Raw genomic sequence first — 18,714 nt, 5'->3', positions numbered from 1 at the left:
CGAATGAACCGAATTCAATTGCAAGAACGGCATTGGAACATGGTCTATAGGAAGTGGGTGTGGCTCCTGTTGCTGCTGTGCGTGTTGTTCGCTAGTGTGGGTACGGCATTCGCTGCTCCTGCGATAGAAGACAAGCAGGTGACACAGCCGCAGCAGCTGCAAGAAGAAGCGCCCGCAAGACCCGCCGCAACAGAAGCATGGATCGAGCAGCAGACGAAGCGATTACAGACGAGCGAAGTGGAGCGGTACTGGAATGATCTGCTCGTCAAGTATGGGGGCTACTTTCCTAGAGATGCCATGCCAGATTTTGTTGATTTGCTGCTTCCTGGCGGTGAGAAGCTGACAGTCAGCAATGTGTTCAAGGCTATCGGGAAATTTATGCTGCAAGAAGTGTTTATGAACGGCAAGTTAATTGTCACGATTGTCATACTCGTCGTATTCAGCATGGTGCTGGAAACGCTGCAGACCGCCTTCGAGCGCAACACAGTCAGCAAAATTGCCTACACGATTTCTTACATGGTCATCATTATTCTGGCTATTAACAGCTTCCAGATCGCAATCGGCTTCGCCAAGGAAGCAATATCAAGCATGATTAACTTTATGATGGCGATGGTGCCCTTGCTTCTAACCCTGCTGGCTTCAATGGGGAATGTTGTGACCGTTACAGTCATGCATCCGCTCATCATCTTTATGGTTCATTTGGTCGGAACACTGATCTATGTCGGTGTATTTCCGCTTCTATTCTTCTCAGCAATTCTGCATATTGTCAGTTCCATATCTGACAAATACAAGGTGACTCAACTGGCGAACTTGATGCGGAGCATCAGTGTGGGATTGCTAGGTGTTCTGTTAACGATCTTTCTGGGCGTGATCTCCGTGCAAGGCGCTACGAGCTCAGTCACTGATGGGGTATCTATTCGAACAGCCAAGTATATAACCGGCAATTTCGTTCCTGTAATTGGACGCGCATTCTCAGATGCAACGGATACCGTCATTTCGGCATCGCTGCTCGTAAAAAATGCGGTTGGGTTGTCAGGTGTCATTATTTTGCTGTTTTTATGTGCCTTCCCGGCAATCAAAATATTGACGCTTGCATTAATCTATAACGCCTCGGCAGCCATTATGCAGCCGTTAGGAGATTCCCCTGTGCTTGGGTGCCTGAAGACGATCGGCAAGAGCATGATCTATGTGTTTGCGGCTCTAGCTGCGGTCGGTCTCATGTTCTTTCTAGCAATTACGATTCTCATTACGGCAGGCAATGTGACGGTTATGATGCGCTAGGCCGCGCGGATGAAATGGAGTGAACGAAATGAGCTGGTTAAGTCAATGGATGAAAGAGATCATCATGATAATTCTACTGGCAACGTTCATTGATCTGCTTCTGCCCAATCGCTCGATGCAGCGATACGTCAAGCTAATGCTTAGCTTAATTATTTTACTAACCTTATTATCACCTGTCCTTAAGCTGTTCGACGCAAGACTGGCAGATCAATTAGCAAGCGAATGGAGCTCTACGTTGTCATCCACGTTAACCGCAGAGCGAAAACAGTCAACGAGCGTAAACGAAATCCGAAGGCAAGGAGAGTTGCTAGCCCGTGAGCAGGAAGGCAGTGCGCTGCGGCTTGCAGAAGCGGAAATTGGCAGTCAGATGAAGGAACAGCTTGCACTTGCCTTACGTCACAGTGTTCAAAATGCCAACGGTACGAAGAGGAACATCTCGGAGGAACAGGTACAAGTGGAGCAGTTGCAAGTCAAGCTTACCCGTAATGCGAAGGGGGAACCAATCATTGAACGGATAGAGCTTGCTCTTTCTGCCGGACAGGCTGCTGTGAGCGAAACCGATTCCATAGATTTCGTTAAAACTGATGGCACAGTGGAGGCTGTGAAGCCGGTTCATCAAGTACAGATTCAATCAGGCTTGATTGGACAAGAGGGCCCGGAGACGGGACAGTCTCAGCAATTCAAGGAAATCCCAGCATCAGGATACTCTGAACAGCTGGGGGAAGAGGCCGAACAGTATCGCAGCAAGGTTACGAATCAAGCGATACGATCACTGATGACCTCTTGGATTGTGAATGCGGAGCAAATCAAGGTGGAGTGGAAACGAGCTGAACCAAAGCTGTAGGACAGCCATCCTTTGGTCATGCGTTCAAGCAGGTGAAAATCATGAAAAAACAAGCATATTTTCTATACGGTAGCATATAGGTGAAATAGGACAAGTAAGACAAGTCCATTCGATAACGAAGGAGTCGATCATGTTGGCGAAATGGTTGCAGCAGATTGAAACGTGGATCGGAAAAGGCAGCAACGGTTCCAAGCGCGTCCGTTCGTTCCGCTGGCTGCTCCTGCTCGGTCTTGTCGGCGCAGCGCTCATATTGTTCGGCTCGTTCCAGCCTCAGGGAAGCGGCGGAGGGTGGTTCGGGGGCAAAGGCAGCGCAGACAAAGAGCCGCCGGCTGTCGGGGCCTTTGACTCGATGGAAACCAAGAATTCATCTGATAAGGCTTCATCGAATGTATTCGAGTCCATTGAGCAGTCATTTGAAGCACGCGTCAAAGGCATTCTGGAGGGAATTGTCGGCGTCGGACAAGTTGATGTGCTTGTCACGATTGACTCCACAGAGGAACTGATTGTTCAGCGCAACTTCAAGGACAATCAGCAGCAGACCGAAGAGACAGATTCGAACGGCGGCAAGCGGCACACTACCCAATATACGCGCGATGGTCAAATCGTGACGCTGGAATCCTCGGGAAATCAAGCTCCAATCGTGACGAAGCGCATTAAGCCGAAGGTGCGGGGAGTCATAGTCGTTGCGAAAGGGGCAGAGAATGCGACGGTGAAGAAGATGGTCGTCGATGCTGTCGAGAAAGGCTTGAATGTACCGGCTTATCGGATATCGGTCGTTCCACGCAAGATTGCTCAATAGGTAAGCTTGAACGAGAAACTGAATGAACATTAGGAGGTAATGAAGAATGAATACGAAAAGACAGACGATATGGTTAGTGTCTATGCTGAGCTTGATGGTCGTATTGTCCGCATATTATTTATTCACGGAGGACACAACAGCTCCAGCGAAGCAAACGGTAGACAATGTACGTTCAGAACAGACATTGAAAGGTGATGCAACAGAAGTTGGGCAATTGCCAGAAATCAAAGTCACTGAGGTATCTACAGGGCATGGTGCTGATCCAAGCGTCAATGGCAAAGACGCTGCATCCGAAGCTAAGGAGAACAGCAGCAAGAGTGACGGGACCAATCCTTCTGCGACAAGCACTGGCAAGGACGATGAAGCCAAGAATGCTGGAAATGAGACTAGCGCTGCTGCGAAGGAAGACCAAGAGAAGGCGATGCTGGACAAAGTTGAAGCAGAAGGTGTTATGAAGCGGAGCTCTATTGAAGAACTGCAAATGCAGCGTGCAGAGAAGTATCAGCAAGAGATGGAGAAACTCATGAGTGACCTGAACTCAACCAGCAGTGAGAAGACTGCTGCAGTCCATGACGAAATGGGCAAGCTGGAAGAGCATGAGACGAAATTATCAAACCTGGAAACGGAGCTGCAGAAGCAGTATCAGAGTGCAGTCATCACACAGGATAATGATAAATATCAAGTGCTTGTGCAGAGCAATAAGCTTGAAGCCAAAGATGCTGTTGAAATAGTAGATAAAGTCATGAAGGACTTGAATGTGACACAAGATAAGATTGTTGTAGAATATGTCAGTGAATAGCGAATGTACTCGAATCTAGCCCAGTTGCAAACTGGGCTCTTTCCATTTGGAACGATTATGTTATAATACTAACGTCTGTAGATTGTCCTTTTTTGAAGGTTGTTCAAAAAGACAGCTTATTTTTGAGAAAGCAACGGAAGGTCTCTCAGCATGGAATCTAGCATTCAATCACAAGGATTGTCGCATCGAATATGTCATTTCTTCTGCGGCAACACGGCACTCTGCTATGCATGCAGCTTAACAGCTACTTGTGCGCACTGCTGAACAGATTCGGTATTATATTCTGCATAGACAGCATGCGCTGAGCGTCCTTGCGGATCTCTGTTGCGGAATACCGCTCCCTTTTTGGACATGTATTTGCAGTATGAAACTACCTTGCTATAAGAGACTTATCAATTGTCACGAGGAGTGAAACATGTTGTTCAAGATTGGCGAAATCAAAGAACTGATCAAGCTGTTGGACCAAACTTCCGTGCAGGAATTGGAAATCGAGAACGAAGGTTATCGTCTTTCCATTCGCAAGCCCGGCAAGACTGAAGTCATTAGTGTTCAGCCAGCACCTGCACAGCCTACATATACCCCGGTTCCAACTGTACCTGCACAGCCAGCAGCTGCAGTTGAGACAGCTCCTGCACAGCCAGCAGTAGATGTTGTTGCCGACACGAAGGAGCAGGCGGGATTGCATAAGATTGTGTCTCCGATGGTAGGTACATTCTATCGTGCTTCTTCACCAGACACGCCTCCATTTGTGAATACGGGAGATAAAATTAACGAGAAATCGGTCGTATGTATTTTGGAAGCGATGAAACTGATGAATGAACTCTTAGCTGAAGTCAAAGGCGAAATTGTTGAGATTCTTGTAGAAAATGGCCAGTTGGTTGAGTTCGGCCAGCCTTTATTCTTGGTGAAGCTGGATTAGTGGATGCTATCATCCCGAACAGATGTAAAGCCAAGGAGGTTTAAAACATTGAAATTTCAGAAGATTCTAATTGCTAACCGTGGTGAAATCGCTGTTCGTATCATTCGTGCTTGCCGAGAACTTGGAATTGCAACGGTTGCAGTCTACTCGGAAGCCGATCGTGATTCACTTCATGTACGTCTTGCAGATGAAGCGTACTGTATTGGCCCTACATCTTCCAAGGACAGTTACTTGAACTTTACGAATATAATGAGTGTTGCTACATTGACAGAATGTGATGCAGTACATCCTGGCTATGGTTTTTTGGCGGAGAATGCTGACTTTGCTGATATTTGCGAGTCATGCGGCATTACATTCATTGGTCCTTCTTCCGATGCGATTGAGCGTATGGGAGACAAGGCTGTAGCGAAGCAGACGATGAAGGATGCAGGAGTTCCTGTCATTCCTGGTTCCGACGGTCTCGTTGAGAATATCGAAGAAGCTCTTATGATCGCACGCGATATCGGTTATCCTGTCATCATTAAGGCAACTGCCGGCGGCGGTGGCAAAGGGATCCGAATTGCGGATGATGAAGAGATGCTGGTCAAGCAAATTACGACAGCACAACAGGAAGCGGAGAGAGCCTTCGGTAATGCCGGCGTTTATTTGGAGAAGTATTTGACGGGCATGAAGCATGTTGAAATCCAAATTATCGCAGACAAGCATGGTAATGCAGCTTATCTAGGCGAACGTGACTGCTCCGTGCAGCGCAGACGTCAGAAGCTGGTTGAGGAAGCTCCATGTCCAGTGCTGACGCCAGATATTCGTATGAAGATGGGCGAGGCAGCTGTACGCGCAGCACTCGCTGTTGACTACTCGGGTGCAGGTACTTTGGAGTTTCTGTTCGGTCCAGACGGCAATTTCTACTTCATGGAGATGAATACTCGTATTCAGGTTGAACATCCTGTTACCGAGATGATAACTGGAATTGATCTTATCCAAGAGATGATCCATGTAGCGGAAGGCAATCCATTATCGTTCCGACAAGAGGATGTTCAGCTTAATGGATGGGCGATTGAGTGCCGTGTTAACGCAGAAGACCCTGATCGCAACTTTATGCCTTCCGCAGGGCAAATTCAATTCTATTTGCCTCCGGGAGGAGCGGGTGTACGTGTGGATAGCGCAGCATATCCAGGTTGTGTGATTTCTCCACACTATGATTCCATGATTGCGAAGCTGATCGTGTGGGCTCCTACTCGCGAACAAGCGATTGAACGTATGAAGCGTGCACTTGCGGAGTTCGCGATAGAAGGTATTCATACAACAATTCCGTTCCATCAACGGTTGCTGCGGCATCCGAAGTTCGAGCAAGGGGATTTCGATATTAAATTCCTGGAAGAGCATGAAGTCTAGAACGTCATCATGAGTAATTTGTCATAAAAATAGACAAATGCTATAGTTATGATTATGACGGACAAGAACTGCCTCTTTTCAAAAAATAATGAGGAGTGTGTAACGGATGAATCAGACGATTATTCCGGAATTTGAGCGTACTGATCTTGGCAATATTCAGATTGCTCCTGACGTGATTGCAGTGATCGCTGGTCTAGCTACTATTGAAGTAGAAGGTGTAGCGGGTATGAGCGGTGGCTTTGCAGGCGGTATTGCTGAATTACTTGGCCGTAAGAACTTGTCCAAAGGCGTTAAGGTTGAAGTTGGACAACGTGAAGCTGCAGTAGATGTGAACATCATCGTAGAATATGGTCGTCGCATTCCTGTGATTGCTGATGAGATTCAGCAGAACGTAAAGCGCTCCATTGAGATGATGACAGGTCTTCATGTTGTTGAAGTGAACGTGCATGTGCATGACGTGCATTTTAAATCGCAAGAGAAACCGGAAGAAACGGAAGTATCTACGCGAGTGAAATAATGATGGCAGTAAACCCCCTCCTGGTGGCAGGGGGTTTACTGCCATTCCATGAGGAGGGTCGTCAAGCGTGAGCAGAATTGTAGACAGACTGTTGTTGTTTGTGTATAGTTTGGTCATTGGTTCGTTATCGGTAGCAGCCATTTTAGCTGCATTAGGCTTCATTCCCGAACGGCTTGATCCAACTCAGCCTCTATGGCTGCAAACAACAGTAATAGCGGTTGCGGCCGTTATTTTATTGCTTAGCATCCGCTTCGTTTACGTTTCAATGCGTCGTGAGCGGAAGTCAATGTCATCGATTGATCAACGCACCGATATTGGTGATATTAAGATATCGATAGAAACGATCGAGAACGTGGCGTTGAAGGCAGCGTCGCGCGTCCGTGGTGTTAAGGACTTAAAGGCACGAATCCGCACCAATGAATCAGGGCTCGATATCACGATTCGCACCGTTGTGGACGGGGAGACGGCGATACCAAGCATGACGGAGGATGTTCAACGCCAGGTTCGCGATTATGTGCAGGAAATTACCGGAATACCGGTTTCTTACGTTTCGGTATACGTCGCAAATATTGTGCAGACGCAAACCTTTAAAGCGCGCGTTGAATAGGTGGTGAGCTGTCCGATGTGGAAGGAAATATGGGAGAGTCACGGCGGACGTCTACTCGGCGTCACGGCGGGCATTTTTTTTGGCATCTTGTATCTAATTGTTGGTTTTTGGGATATGCTATTTTTTGCACTTCTTGTATTCATCGGATTTGCAATCGGCAGACAGCGGGATCTGAAATTAGGCCCCTTGTTCCCGTTTCAGCGAATTGGAATGTGGATGTCTGAACGTTGGAGAAGGTTGAAGTAGTCCTATGGACGCTCCGAACGACTGCTTGACCGCCGGTTCTGGCCGACGGAAGGGAATCGGGGAGCTTCATAGGATTTTTTTCACAAATAAATCGTAAGTAGATGCATCGAAGTGCTTAAAATCGTAGTAACGGTGGCAATTGCCTTGATGAACAGTAGAGTGCATGCGCTAGTGAATTGAAGGAATACGAATTCGACATGTCGGATGCTTTACATGCAGGAGGATAAATCATGAAAAGACGCATCGCCAGAGAAATGGCTATTCAAAGTTTGTATCAGCTTGAAATGACAGAGGTAACGCCACACCAGGCTGTTGCTATGATTGTGCAAGAATCTGCACAAGACAATGAAATAGGTGTTAAGCATGAGCATGCGGAAGCCATGCATGCTCATGTATTGGAATGGGTACGAGCTACATGGGAGCATCACGTTGAGATCGACGAGCTTCTGGCACGTTATTTGAAAGGGTGGCACGTTGAGCGTTTGTCCAGAGTGGATAGACAGATCCTTCGTCTGGCTACGTACGAAATGAAATATCGCGATGATGTCCCTCCTAAAGTAGCGATCAATGAGGCCATCAATTTGGCAAAGCACTTTGGTACGGACGAGTCCGGAAAATTCGTCAATGGAGTTCTAGGGCAGATGATGCGTGATATGGACGGAGCTTCTACTGCGGAAGCTGCAAAGGAAGAAACAACAGAAGAATAGAAGTAAGTTCAGCTTGGATGACAATGTCGAGTATTCGGATGGAGGCGCAGAGAATGATAACAGCAACTTTATTGGATGGTAAGGCATTATCTCGTACAATTCGTGAGGAGATTACGGCGGAGACCGCTGGGCTGAGGGACAAGGGGATACAGCCAGGGCTGGCTGTCGTTCTCGTTGGTGAAGACGCTGCTTCGCAAGTATATGTGAACAGCAAGCATAAGACATGCTTGGAGCTGGGTTTCAATTCGGAAGTACATCGTCTTCCGGCAAATACGTCTCAGGAAGAGCTGCTGGCTCTTGTTCATCGCTTGAATGAAGAACCTTCCATTCACGGAATTCTTGTGCAGCTTCCGCTGCCGAAGCATATTGATGAGAAGGCTGTCATCGATGCAATTGCCGTTGAGAAGGATGTGGATGGATTCCATCCTGTCAGTGTCGGTAATATGGTCATCGGGGATGACTCTTTATTGCCTTGTACGCCAGCAGGCATTATGGAAATGCTGAAACGCAACCAGATTGACGTTGCTGGCAAGCACGCTGTTGTTATTGGGCGAAGCAACATTGTAGGCAAACCGATATCTCTCCTTCTTCAACGTGAGAATGCAACAGTTACGATGTGCCATTCTCGGACTATCAATATGAAGGAGATTACCAAACAGGCAGACATTTTGGTTGTTGCGATTGGTCGCGCTAACTTCGTGGATCGTTCTTATATTAAGCCAGGTGCAGTCATTATCGATGTGGGCATGAACCGCCTTGAGAACGGTAAGCTGGCTGGAGATGTTGACTTTGAGGACGTGAAGGAAATTTGCGGCCCGATTACACCTGTACCAGGCGGTGTAGGACCAATGACAATTACAATGCTCATGTTCAATACACTCAAGGCCGCCAAACGAATACATCACATTGCGCACAACGAATAGTTGTGCGCTGTCTGTCATTGGGAACGAAAGGGGGCAGACAATGTGTCCGACGATGCACGAATATTATCAATTAAAGAAGTGAACCGCTACATCCGCATGAAGATGGAAGGCGATCCAAGGCTTCAGGATGTATGGCTTCGTGGAGAGATATCGAACTTCACACATCATTCAAGCGGGCATATGTATTTCACATTGAAGGATTCTGATAGCCGTATACGTACGATTATGTTTGCTTCGCACAATCAAAAGCTGGCTTTTCGTCCGAAGGAAGGAACGAAGGTCATTGCTCGCGGCAATATTACGGTGTATGAACGGGATGGTCAATACCAGTTCTATGCGATGCATATGCAGCCTGATGGAATTGGAAGTCTGTTCATGGCCTTCGAACAGTTGAAGGAGAGATTGAACGCGGAGGGATTGTTCGGGCAGGAACGCAAGCGAAGTATCCCGCGTTATCCTGCTGCAATCGGCGTCATTACTTCGCCGACAGGTGCTGCTGTACGGGATATCCTCATTACGCTGCGCCGCCGTCAGCCCGGTGTTGCGGTATTGCTCTACCCCGTATTAGTACAAGGAACACAAGCGGCAGGATCGATTGCTCAGGCGATCGAGGCGATGAACCGCAGCGGCGAGGTGGACGTGCTGATTGTGGGCCGCGGCGGAGGATCGCTAGAAGAACTATGGGCATTCAATGAAGAAGTGGTTGCGCGAGCAATCGCTGCATCGACGATCCCGATCATCTCAGCGGTTGGACATGAGACGGACTTTACGATTTCGGACTTCGTAGCCGATCTTCGAGCTCCTACACCTACGGCAGCGGCCGAATTAGCGGTAGCAAATCGTGAAGAGCTCAGGCAGCATCTTACACATGTAAATCGCAGGCTGCAATCGGCAATGAATCGCCTCTTGAATCAAAACCAGGAACGGTTGCTTCGGGCACAGCAATCTGCCGTGTTCCGCAAGCCTGAACAGTTGATGATGAAGCATGCGGATAAGGTTGCGCGCCTACAGGAGCAGTTAACGTACCGGTTGCAGTTGATCCAAGGCCAATCTTCACAGCGATGGAAGGAACTGCGTGGTCGATTGCGTGAACAGACGCCAGTACATCAAGCGCGTGCTGCACGCAAGCGGTTGGATGGCAATCAGCATCAACTCGTTCAGTCGATGGCTGCTATCACGAAGCAGAAGCGGATGGAGGCAGCTGGGATGATTAGACAGCTGGACGCGCTTAGCCCACTTAAGATTATGTCAAGAGGGTATAGTCTTGTGTATGATGAACAGGAGGCGAAGCTGATCCGCTCGATCGAAGAAGTGCAGCCTGGAGACGTAGTGCGGGTGAAATTATCGGATGGCCAATTGGATTGTCATGTATGGTCGATGAAAGGAGAGCGTGAATAACTCTCATGGAAAATAAAGAGACTATTGAACAATTAAGCTTCGAGGCGGCGATGGATAAGTTGGAAGAGATCGTTGCCAAACTAGAAAGCGGAGACGCTCCTCTTGAACAATCAATTGAGTTGTTCCAAGAAGGAATGATGCTCTCGAAGCTTTGTTCAGAGAAGCTGGAACAAGTTGAACGCAAGATAGAGATGGTAACCGAGCAGAACGGCGAATGGAAGCGTCAGCCGTATGCAACAGAGGAGACGGGTGATTCGATTGATTAATTATCAATCGGCCGGAGTATTTGCCGATTATGTGAAGCAGCAGGCAACTCGGATTGAATCGATACTGCCGAAGATGCTGGATAGCAAGCGCAATACTCCTGAGCCGCTAACACAATCGATGCATTATTCGTTAATGGCAGGCGGCAAGCGGCTGCGGCCAGTATGTGTGTTAATGGCTTGTGATAGCTTAGGGGGCAACACACGAGCAGCGGAGCCGGTTGCATGTGCCATTGAGATGATTCATACGTACTCATTGGTACATGATGATCTGCCTGCAATGGACAATGATGATCTACGCCGTGGCAAGCCGACCAATCATAAAATCTATGGTGAGGCCATGGCAATTCTCGCTGGAGACGGTCTGTTGACGCAGGCTTTCCACTGTATTGTGCAGAGCACACGCCAGCATGGTGTTGCAGCTGAGGTATCCTTGTCTATTGTAGAGGAATTGGCAGAGTATGCAGGGATGAACGGGATGGTCGGCGGGCAGGCTGCTGACATGCTCGGTGAGCAAGGGATTACGACGTTGGATCAGCTGGAATACATCCATCTGCATAAGACAAGTGATCTTATTGTATGCTCCCTCCGCGCAGGCGGGCGGATTGGTGGCGCATCGGAACAGCAGCTGCAAGCGCTGACGACCTATGGTTATAAGCTTGGGCTCGCCTTTCAAATTCAAGATGATATTTTGGATGTCATCGGAGATGAAGCCATGCTGGGTAAGCCGAAGGGAAGCGATGAGAAAAGCGGGAAGGTTACCTATCCGTACTTCATCGGCCTTGAAGAATCGAGACAGGAAGTGGAACGCTTGACTGAGGAAGCGAAAGCTGCAATTGCGAATGCAGGGTTCCAAAAACCTGAGCTATTGGTTGGCATGGCAGATTATTTGATGAAGCGAGACCATTAATTGGCGAGTATTTAGGCACTATTTATGATATAATAGGCCTTGCGTAGAGTGGTGCAGTATTCTAGTCGGCCTACCAACGCTGAAGGCGGGCCTAAAAATTCGCTAAAGGGCACATCGATGAAGTTCCTGGTGTTGGCTTTCGACGCCCAGTCGGGGGCTGATGCTGGGAGTTAAGGTTGTGGGGCGATCCACAATGGCATGTGGGCGTTGACCCCGCTTCCGCGGAGGCCCAAGTGCGTGGTTTGACGCCCTCGAGCGTCGCATTACGGCTTGGGGTATGAACCTACATTACGAGTCGCACATTGCAATTCTTCATTCTATTATGAAGCGTGATGTACGTACCCGGCTTGTTTGTAGCGTAGCCTGCCTTGAGTGAGCCTGCGGGGATTGCGGATGTGTAGATTCGGTGGACTTCGGCCAAAGTACGCATGAATCGTATGCCGTATGAAATCTGGCTTGCAAAAGAGGCTAGGGGTTGGTTCAGGGCTGCCCGAGGAAAACTCCTAGACTGTTCACTGGCGTGAAGCTTCTTAAGGATTATAGTGTGGACTAAGTGGTAATTCAGTCTGGCGATTGGCGACAACGTCAAGGCGCTCTTAATTGGAAACGGCCTGCTCGGCGACGAGGAGGCGAGCATCTGGGAAAACCTACTGGACCTAAGCCACAGCGTTTACTTGAGAAGTTGCCACTCTTAACTTTACGTAACTGATCAGCCAGTTCTAACACATAAAGGATGGAACATCACATACAATGAAATTCTCTTTCAAACATTCCGTTCGGTGGAGCGTATTTATTTTCATCGTCACATTTGCTCTAGCTGCTATTTTTTCCGTCGTATCGACTTCGATGCTGGAGGGAGTAGGCTGGGGCATCGGGATGGTGATCGTGCTCCTACTCGTGCTCATCGGAGTGTTTTTTGATATGATGGGGTTATCTGCAGCGGCAGCGAAGGAGACACCTTTTCACGCCATGGCTTCTGAGAAGGTTGCTGGCGCGAAGCAGGCGATCGCAATCGTTCGTAACGCAGACCGATTCTCCAACTTCTGTAATGACGTGATCGGCGATATGACTGGAGTAATCAGTGGGTCGGCCACAGCAATAGTCGTTACGAACTTGTTATATTCGATGGATGCTGACTCCGCAGTAATGAAGACGGTAACGAGCGTTGTCTTCACAGGACTCGTATCAGCATTGACGGTTGGCGGGAAGGCACTCGGAAAATCCTTTGCTATTTATTACGCCACTCCGATCGTCCTGCTAATTGGGAAGTGTTTCTACGTGTTGGAGACGAAGTTCAATATTTCATTCTTCACCGTGAAACGCAGCAAATCGAAACAACGAAAGCGAGGGAAATCCCGTGCTGCTCGAACAGATTAATCAACCTAGCGACTTGAAGCAGTTGCCTAAGGAGCAACTGGAGCCGCTAGCGGCCGAAATTCGTCAATTCTTAATTGAAAAGCTGGCAGTGACCGGAGGTCATCTAGCATCTAACTTGGGGATTGTTGAGCTAACGCTTGCCCTGCATTATTACTATGACAGCCCGAAGGACAAAATGTTATACGACGTTGGCCATCAAGCCTACGTTCACAAAATATTAACAGGACGCAAGGATCAGTTCGATACATTGCGCCAATATAAAGGTTTATGCGGCTTTGTGAAGCGTGCAGAGAGCGAACACGATGTATGGGAAGCCGGACACAGCAGTACGTCTTTGTCCGCCGCAATGGGGATGGCATTGTCCCGTGACCTGCAAGGTCAGGATAATCGGGTAGTCGCAATCATTGGAGACGGTGCGCTCACAGGCGGTATGGCGCTGGAAGCATTGAACCATATCGGGCATGAAAAGCGCAAGTTGATGGTTGTGCTGAATGACAACGAAATGTCCATTGCGCCAAATGTAGGAGCATTACATAATTATTTGTGTAAAATTCGCTCTGACCGCAACTATAAAAAAGCCAAAGAAGAAGTTGAACAGCTGCTCAAAAAAATTCCGGCTATTGGCGGTAAGCTGGCTAAAACGGCAGAACGCGTGAAGGACGGACTGAAATACCTAGTCGTCTCCGGCATGCTGTTCGAAGAATTCGGCTTGAAATATTTTGGCCCTGTAGACGGTCATGATATTGATAAGCTTCTGGACATTTTCCAGCAGGCAGACCGTATCGATGGACCGGTTCTAGTCCATGTTGTAACCCGCAAAGGGAAAGGATATTCACCAGCTGAAGCCGATTCCCATAAATGGCATGGAGCAACACCTTATAAGATTGAATCCGGCCAGCCCCTTAAATCAGTGGGCACGCCGAATTACACCGATATCTTCAGTGATGTGCTCATTGAGCTCGCTGAGGAAGACGAGCGAATCGTGGCAGTAACACCTGCAATGCCAGGCGGATCAGGACTCTTGAAGTTCGAGAAGCTGTATCCGAACCGGATGATTGATGTAGGTATCGCAGAGCAGCATGCAGCAACGATGTGCGCTGCTATGGCTATGGAAGGAATGAAGCCTGTATTTGCGGTGTATTCAACCTTCCTGCAGCGAGCGTACGATCAGGTTGTACATGATATTTGCCGTCAACAAGCTAATGTCATCTTTGCAATTGACCGAGCGGGCTTCGTAGGCCCAGATGGGGAGACGCATCAAGGGGTATATGATATACCATTCTTGCGTCATATCCCGAATATGGTCATTATGATGCCGAAGGACGAGAATGAGCTTCGTCATATGATGAAGACGGCTGTTGATTATGACGCAGGCCCGATTGCCGTTCGCTATCCGCGTAATGCGGTTGTAGGGGTGCCAATGGACACCGAATTGAGCCCGATTCCAATAGGAACGTGGGAAACCGTTCGGAATGGAGATTCAGCGGCTGTTCTGGCTATCGGTCCGATGGTGCAGGTTGCAGAGGAAGCAGCAGAGTTGTTGCGAAAAGAAGGCATTCGTATTCGAGTGATTAATGCGAGATTTGTTAAGCCGCTTGATGACGAGATGCTGCATCAGCTAGGGAAGGATCGCATTCCGGTAATCGTGTTGGAAGAAAGCTCGGCAATCGGAGGTTTAGGTAGTGCTGTACTGGAATGGTATGCTAACCATGGCGTTTACGATATGAGAGTGAAGCCAATTGGGGTTCCTGATTGCTTCGTCGAACATGGTAGCATTAAGGAACAGCGGAATGAAGTTGGCTTAACACCTGAACGGGTTGTGAAAGAAGTTCATTCGATGTTATTCGCAACAGGCGGCAATAATCGGTTGACTCGGGCTTAATTATGTTCGCATTGATGAATGAATGGAATGAGACGGGAGTACAGAATGTCTATACCGAAGGAACGAATTGATGTCCTGCTCGTCGAGCAGGGGTATTATACGAGTAGAGAGAAGGCCAAGGCTGCCATTATGGCAGGCCTTGTGCTTGCAAATGCGGAACGAATTGAAAAGGCTGGCATGAAAGTACCGCGTGATGCTGCAATTACCGTGAAGGGAGCGGTTCATCCTTATGTGAGCCGCGGCGGACTTAAGCTGGAGAAGGCGATCCAGCAATTCGGATTGAACATGCAGGACGCTGTAATGCTTGATATTGGAGCATCTACTGGGGGATTTACCGATTGCGCATTGCAAAATGGTGCACAGAAGGTGTATGCGGTAGATGTCGGCTACAACCAGCTTGACTGGTCTTTGCGCAATGATGATCGGGTAATCGTCATGGAGAGAACGAATTTCCGATATACGGAGCCAGGGGATTTAGTAGGACCGATACCGGATACAGCTTCTATTGATGTTTCTTTTATTTCCTTGAAACTGATCCTACCACCACTTTCGCGATTGCTGGCTAAGCCTGGACGGGTAGTTGCACTGATTAAGCCTCAATTCGAAGCAGGGCGTGAGAAGGTTGGCAAATCGGGAATTGTTCGTGAAGCAAGCACACATGAGCAGGTGTTGAGAGAGATTCTTGATTTTGCTGCCTCGATCGGTTTCCAATTGGAAGGGTTAACGTACTCTCCAATAACGGGCGGAGAGGGCAATATTGAATTTCTAGCGTACTGGAATGTGCCTGAACTTACGGAAGAAGAAGTGCCGCATGTATCACGCGATCTGATCGCTGACATCGTGAGGGAGGCACATACTACGTTCCGATCCTAGCTGGCAATGGAACATGCTGTAGAAGAAACTCATCCGGGACAAGCATCCGTCGGATGAGTTTCTTTTGCACCATAGCACGTATCTAATCAAATCTATATGCGCATAAGCTGCGAACCAGGGGTGAATTTCGATGGGTGATCGTTGGATCATGGGATTGATCGGAATTGGTTTGGCTGTATGGATTGGATATGCAATACGACATTATATGCGAACACCTGAAGCGATGGAGAATGTGTGCTTATCCGAGAGATATCCGCAGGATGATGAGATTGTCGCATTGCTTGAGTCAGCGGGTTACGAGATCATTGGCGGCAAGTATTTTGTGCCAATTCAGATTCAGATGAACGGAGAAGAGCTAGAGTCTACGAAATTGTGGATTGATATGGTCGTCAAACGGGGCGAACAATGGTATATTGTTCGTATCGTACGCGAACGGATGCAGCTCGATTGGAGCGCCAGTGCGATTCGCAGACATTGGGGAGCTTACTTCGCGGCATATCCTGAATGTGATGGGCTGCTTGTCGTTGATATGGCAGAGCGGCGAATTCGCATGCTTCATATGGAGTTTGGGGAAGCAGAAGCTTGACCCTTGCAAGATTAGGCGTAGGTATGAAAGAATGGCAAGCGAACAATGCAATATGAAAGTTATCGCAATAAGCAAATAATAAGTCATGGAATTATGGAGTAGACAGTATGGAGGGCATGCATGAAAGGACAACGACATATTAAAATCCGAGAAATCGTAATGAATAACGATATTGAGACGCAAGACGAGCTGGTGGATTCATTGCGCAATGCAGGGTTCCATGTTACTCAAGCAACTGTATCTCGGGATATGAAAGAATTGCATCTCATTAAGGTGCCAATGGACAATGGCCGATATAAGTATTCACTCCCAATCGATCAGCGCTTCAATCCTGCACAGAAGTTAAAGCGGTCACTTCTTGATAACTTCGTCAGTGTAGACAGCGCTGAGAACTTAGTAGTCATGAAGTGTCTACCAGGTACAGCAAATGCGATCGCTGTATTGATGGACTCGATTGAATGGCCTGAAATTATGGGCACGGTATGCGGTGATGATACAATCTTGATCATTTGCCGTACCAAAGAATTGAGTCAGAGTGTTGTTGATCAAGTGATGAGTTACATTTCATAAGTGTTCTTCCGGGAGGGGTTCTTCTTGCTAGTAGCTATATCTATCCGCAATTTGGCGGTTATTGAATCGGTACAGCTGCGGTTTCACCGTGGATTTCATGTCTTAACGGGGGAAACGGGCGCGGGCAAGTCGATCATTATTGATGCGTTAGGTCTTATCGGAGGAGCAAGGGGATCAGCAGATTTTGTTCGATATGGGTGTGAACGCGCGGAAGTCGAGGCTTCGTTCGATCTTGCCATTGATCATCCGGTATGGGAGGCGCTTTCCCGCTTAGGGATTCAGGGAAGCAGTGAAGAGCTCCTCATTATTCGCAGGGAATTGACCGCGCAGGGCAAGAGCATGTGCCGGATCAATGGTCAAATGGTTACGTTGACGATGCTGCGCGAAATCGGTGAGCTGCTCATAAATATTCATGGGCAGCATGAGCACCAATCCCTACTCAAGGTTGAGCGTCACTTGGACTGGCTCGATGCTTATGGCGGGGAAGAGGTTGCTGTACTTAAGCGGAAATATCGTGATGATTACGGATGCTTCATGGCGCTGCAGCATGAATTGAATCAATTGAAGGAAACGAGTCAGCAAGCCTACCAGATGCTTGATCTGTACCGGTTCCAGATTGAGGAGCTGCGCAATGCACAGTTAAAAATTGGCGAGGATGAATCATTAACGGAAGAAAAGCGCAAACTAGCCAATGCGGAGCAGCTTATGGATCATGTAAATGTATCTTATGAACGCTTGTATGGCCAAGGTGCAATGGATTCCGTTAGTGTCGCAATTTCCAAACTTGAAGATGTGCTCATGTACGACACAGTTAAGTTTCAGCCTATAATTGAGCAAATGCAAAATGCGTATTATCAACTGGAAGATGCGGCTTACCAGCTCCGCGATTACCGTGAGAATATCGAGTTCAATCCGGAACGCCTTGAACAAATTGAGGATCGACTGGATCAGCTGACTTCATTGAAGCGCAAGTATGGCTCAACTGTTGAGGAGATGCTTGAATATTTAGCCAAGATTGAAGATGAAGCTGACAAGCTGGAACATAAGGATGAACGCATATTGAAGCTCGAAGCAGAGACACAAGAACGTCTGGGTAAGCTCGCTAAGCGAGCGCAAGCCCTGAGTGATGCTCGCCGAGAGTTATCACTGGAATTGACGAAGCGAATTGAAGCGGAACTGCAGCATCTTCATATGGAACGTACTCGGCTCGATGTCCGTTTGGATCGATTGCAGGATGGACAAGGCGGGCATGAGGTCGACGGTGTATCTGTTCGCTTCACGAAGAATGGATGGGATGATGCAGAGTTCCTTATTTCACCGAACCCTGGAGAACCATTGCGTCCGCTCCATAAGATCGCATCTGGCGGTGAACTGTCACGTATCATGCTTGCCATGAAGACAATCTTTGCCGAAGTTGATCGAATCCCAGTGCTCGTATTTGACGAAGTGGATACTGGCGTAAGTGGCCGGGCCGCTCAAGCCATTGCTGAGAAGCTTGCTGAAGTGTCTCGGAGTGGACAAGTATTCGCTATTACTCATCTTCCACAGGTTGCTTGCATGGCTGACCACCAATACTACATCGAGAAGCAGGTTCGAGATGAACGGACTTCTACTCAGGTACATGAATTGGAGGATGAAGGTCGTATTATCGAGCTTGCTCGCATGCTAGGCGGGGTGGAAGTAACGGAAGCGACTATGCATCATGCACAAGAAATGCTTGAATTGGCTGAACGTCAAAAAGGTGCGTAATTCTAAGGGATTTAGGAATCATTTTCACTTATAAAACGTAGGGGCCGGGGATACCTTAAAGTTACGAAATGG

The 18,714-nt window shown here is 48.1% G+C and carries 20 protein-coding genes; all 20 read left to right on the top strand.

The window, feature by feature from the left end; genetic code table 11:
- The first annotated feature begins 3 nt into the window (after nucleotides 1-3).
- Nucleotides 4-1,281, top strand: coding sequence for a stage III sporulation protein AE (gene spoIIIAE, locus BP95_RS0120775; RefSeq protein ID WP_021252988.1), 1,278 nt, complete (start codon nucleotides 4-6; stop codon nucleotides 1,279-1,281).
- Nucleotides 1,282-1,309: 28 nt separating this feature from the next.
- Nucleotides 1,310-2,125 carry a stage III sporulation protein AF gene (gene spoIIIAF, locus BP95_RS0120770; protein WP_021252987.1) on the top strand — a complete coding sequence of 272 codons (816 nt, stop codon included), beginning with the start codon at nucleotides 1,310-1,312 and terminating at the stop codon, nucleotides 2,123-2,125.
- 130 nt (nucleotides 2,126-2,255) lie between these two features.
- Complete coding sequence (gene spoIIIAG, locus BP95_RS0120765) at nucleotides 2,256-2,924, top strand: stage III sporulation protein AG (protein WP_021252986.1); 669 nt, start codon at nucleotides 2,256-2,258, stop codon at nucleotides 2,922-2,924.
- Nucleotides 2,925-2,970: 46 nt separating this feature from the next.
- On the top strand, nucleotides 2,971-3,723 hold the full coding sequence (locus BP95_RS0120760) for a SpoIIIAH-like family protein (RefSeq protein WP_021252985.1): 753 nt from the start codon (nucleotides 2,971-2,973) through the stop codon (nucleotides 3,721-3,723).
- A gap of 418 nt (nucleotides 3,724-4,141) precedes the next feature.
- Entirely contained in the window at nucleotides 4,142-4,642 is a 501-nt protein-coding gene (accB, locus tag BP95_RS0120750; protein WP_028533131.1) for an acetyl-CoA carboxylase biotin carboxyl carrier protein, read from the top strand.
- Between the two features lie 48 nt (nucleotides 4,643-4,690).
- Complete coding sequence (gene accC, locus BP95_RS0120745; protein WP_021252983.1) at nucleotides 4,691-6,034, top strand: acetyl-CoA carboxylase biotin carboxylase subunit; 1,344 nt, start codon at nucleotides 4,691-4,693, stop codon at nucleotides 6,032-6,034.
- A 106-nt stretch (nucleotides 6,035-6,140) separates the two neighbouring features.
- Complete coding sequence (locus tag BP95_RS0120740; RefSeq protein WP_021252982.1) at nucleotides 6,141-6,551, top strand: Asp23/Gls24 family envelope stress response protein; 411 nt, start codon at nucleotides 6,141-6,143, stop codon at nucleotides 6,549-6,551.
- A gap of 67 nt (nucleotides 6,552-6,618) precedes the next feature.
- On the top strand, nucleotides 6,619-7,158 hold the full coding sequence (gene amaP / locus BP95_RS0120735; RefSeq protein ID WP_021252981.1) for an alkaline shock response membrane anchor protein AmaP: 540 nt from the start codon (nucleotides 6,619-6,621) through the stop codon (nucleotides 7,156-7,158).
- A 15-nt stretch (nucleotides 7,159-7,173) separates the two neighbouring features.
- Complete coding sequence (locus BP95_RS0120730) at nucleotides 7,174-7,404, top strand: DUF2273 domain-containing protein (RefSeq protein ID WP_021252980.1); 231 nt, start codon at nucleotides 7,174-7,176, stop codon at nucleotides 7,402-7,404.
- Nucleotides 7,405-7,634: 230 nt separating this feature from the next.
- A complete protein-coding gene (gene nusB / locus BP95_RS0120725; protein WP_021252979.1) occupies nucleotides 7,635-8,111 on the top strand; it encodes a transcription antitermination factor NusB in 477 nt (158 codons plus the stop codon).
- Between the two features lie 53 nt (nucleotides 8,112-8,164).
- Nucleotides 8,165-9,034, top strand: coding sequence for a bifunctional methylenetetrahydrofolate dehydrogenase/methenyltetrahydrofolate cyclohydrolase FolD (gene folD, locus BP95_RS0120720; protein ID WP_021252978.1), 870 nt, complete (start codon nucleotides 8,165-8,167; stop codon nucleotides 9,032-9,034).
- Nucleotides 9,035-9,076: 42 nt separating this feature from the next.
- A complete protein-coding gene (gene xseA, locus BP95_RS0120715; RefSeq protein WP_021252977.1) occupies nucleotides 9,077-10,432 on the top strand; it encodes an exodeoxyribonuclease VII large subunit in 1,356 nt (451 codons plus the stop codon).
- Nucleotides 10,433-10,437: 5 nt separating this feature from the next.
- Nucleotides 10,438-10,698: an exodeoxyribonuclease VII small subunit gene (xseB, locus tag BP95_RS0120710; protein WP_021252976.1), complete on the top strand. Its 261-nt coding sequence runs from the start codon at nucleotides 10,438-10,440 to the stop codon at nucleotides 10,696-10,698.
- The gene (locus BP95_RS0120705) at nucleotides 10,664-11,605 is read left to right on the top strand and encodes a polyprenyl synthetase family protein (protein ID WP_051249861.1); all 942 of its coding nucleotides are present in this window, start codon (nucleotides 10,664-10,666) and stop codon (nucleotides 11,603-11,605) included. The genes xseB and BP95_RS0120705 overlap by 35 nt, the downstream gene beginning before the upstream one ends.
- 750 nt (nucleotides 11,606-12,355) lie before the next feature.
- The gene (locus BP95_RS0120700; protein WP_021252974.1) at nucleotides 12,356-12,982 is read left to right on the top strand and encodes a hypothetical protein; all 627 of its coding nucleotides are present in this window, start codon (nucleotides 12,356-12,358) and stop codon (nucleotides 12,980-12,982) included.
- The gene (gene dxs, locus BP95_RS0120695) at nucleotides 12,963-14,864 is read left to right on the top strand and encodes a 1-deoxy-D-xylulose-5-phosphate synthase (protein WP_021252973.1); all 1,902 of its coding nucleotides are present in this window, start codon (nucleotides 12,963-12,965) and stop codon (nucleotides 14,862-14,864) included. The genes BP95_RS0120700 and dxs overlap by 20 nt, the downstream gene beginning before the upstream one ends.
- Before the next feature lie 45 nt (nucleotides 14,865-14,909).
- Nucleotides 14,910-15,737 (top strand): TlyA family RNA methyltransferase, encoded by an 828-nt coding sequence (locus BP95_RS0120690; RefSeq protein ID WP_021252972.1) that lies wholly within the window; start codon nucleotides 14,910-14,912, stop codon nucleotides 15,735-15,737.
- A gap of 130 nt (nucleotides 15,738-15,867) precedes the next feature.
- Entirely contained in the window at nucleotides 15,868-16,323 is a 456-nt protein-coding gene (locus BP95_RS0120685; protein ID WP_021252971.1) for a hypothetical protein, read from the top strand.
- 120 nt (nucleotides 16,324-16,443) lie between these two features.
- Nucleotides 16,444-16,893 (top strand): transcriptional regulator AhrC/ArgR, encoded by a 450-nt coding sequence (gene ahrC / locus BP95_RS0120680; protein ID WP_005546729.1) that lies wholly within the window; start codon nucleotides 16,444-16,446, stop codon nucleotides 16,891-16,893.
- Between the two features lie 24 nt (nucleotides 16,894-16,917).
- Nucleotides 16,918-18,642 carry a DNA repair protein RecN gene (gene recN / locus BP95_RS0120675; RefSeq protein ID WP_021252970.1) on the top strand — a complete coding sequence of 575 codons (1,725 nt, stop codon included), beginning with the start codon at nucleotides 16,918-16,920 and terminating at the stop codon, nucleotides 18,640-18,642.
- Nucleotides 18,643-18,714: the final 72 nt, after the last annotated feature.

This window comes from Paenibacillus sp. UNC217MF (genome assembly GCF_000686865.1).
In the GTDB taxonomy this organism is placed as follows: domain Bacteria; phylum Bacillota; class Bacilli; order Paenibacillales; family Paenibacillaceae; genus Paenibacillus_B; species Paenibacillus_B suaedae.
This window is presented reverse-complemented; position numbering and strand designations above follow the sequence as displayed.

Coding starts and splice junctions, on each gene's coding strand:
- spoIIIAG (WP_021252986.1), top strand. CDS start 2,256: ATGTTGGCGAAATGGTTGCAGCAGATTGAAACGTGGATCGGAAAAGGC.
- BP95_RS0120685 (WP_021252971.1), top strand. CDS start 15,868: ATGGGTGATCGTTGGATCATGGGATTGATCGGAATTGGTTTGGCTGTA.
- BP95_RS0120740 (WP_021252982.1), top strand. CDS start 6,141: ATGAATCAGACGATTATTCCGGAATTTGAGCGTACTGATCTTGGCAAT.
- spoIIIAF (WP_021252987.1), top strand. CDS start 1,310: ATGAGCTGGTTAAGTCAATGGATGAAAGAGATCATCATGATAATTCTA.
- xseB (WP_021252976.1), top strand. CDS start 10,438: ATGGAAAATAAAGAGACTATTGAACAATTAAGCTTCGAGGCGGCGATG.
- folD (WP_021252978.1), top strand. CDS start 8,165: ATGATAACAGCAACTTTATTGGATGGTAAGGCATTATCTCGTACAATT.
- BP95_RS0120730 (WP_021252980.1), top strand. CDS start 7,174: ATGTGGAAGGAAATATGGGAGAGTCACGGCGGACGTCTACTCGGCGTC.
- nusB (WP_021252979.1), top strand. CDS start 7,635: ATGAAAAGACGCATCGCCAGAGAAATGGCTATTCAAAGTTTGTATCAG.
- BP95_RS0120700 (WP_021252974.1), top strand. CDS start 12,356: ATGAAATTCTCTTTCAAACATTCCGTTCGGTGGAGCGTATTTATTTTC.
- BP95_RS0120705 (WP_051249861.1), top strand. CDS start 10,664: ATGCAACAGAGGAGACGGGTGATTCGATTGATTAATTATCAATCGGCC.
- ahrC (WP_005546729.1), top strand. CDS start 16,444: ATGAAAGGACAACGACATATTAAAATCCGAGAAATCGTAATGAATAAC.
- BP95_RS0120690 (WP_021252972.1), top strand. CDS start 14,910: ATGTCTATACCGAAGGAACGAATTGATGTCCTGCTCGTCGAGCAGGGG.
- spoIIIAE (WP_021252988.1), top strand. CDS start 4: ATGAACCGAATTCAATTGCAAGAACGGCATTGGAACATGGTCTATAGG.
- BP95_RS0120760 (WP_021252985.1), top strand. CDS start 2,971: ATGAATACGAAAAGACAGACGATATGGTTAGTGTCTATGCTGAGCTTG.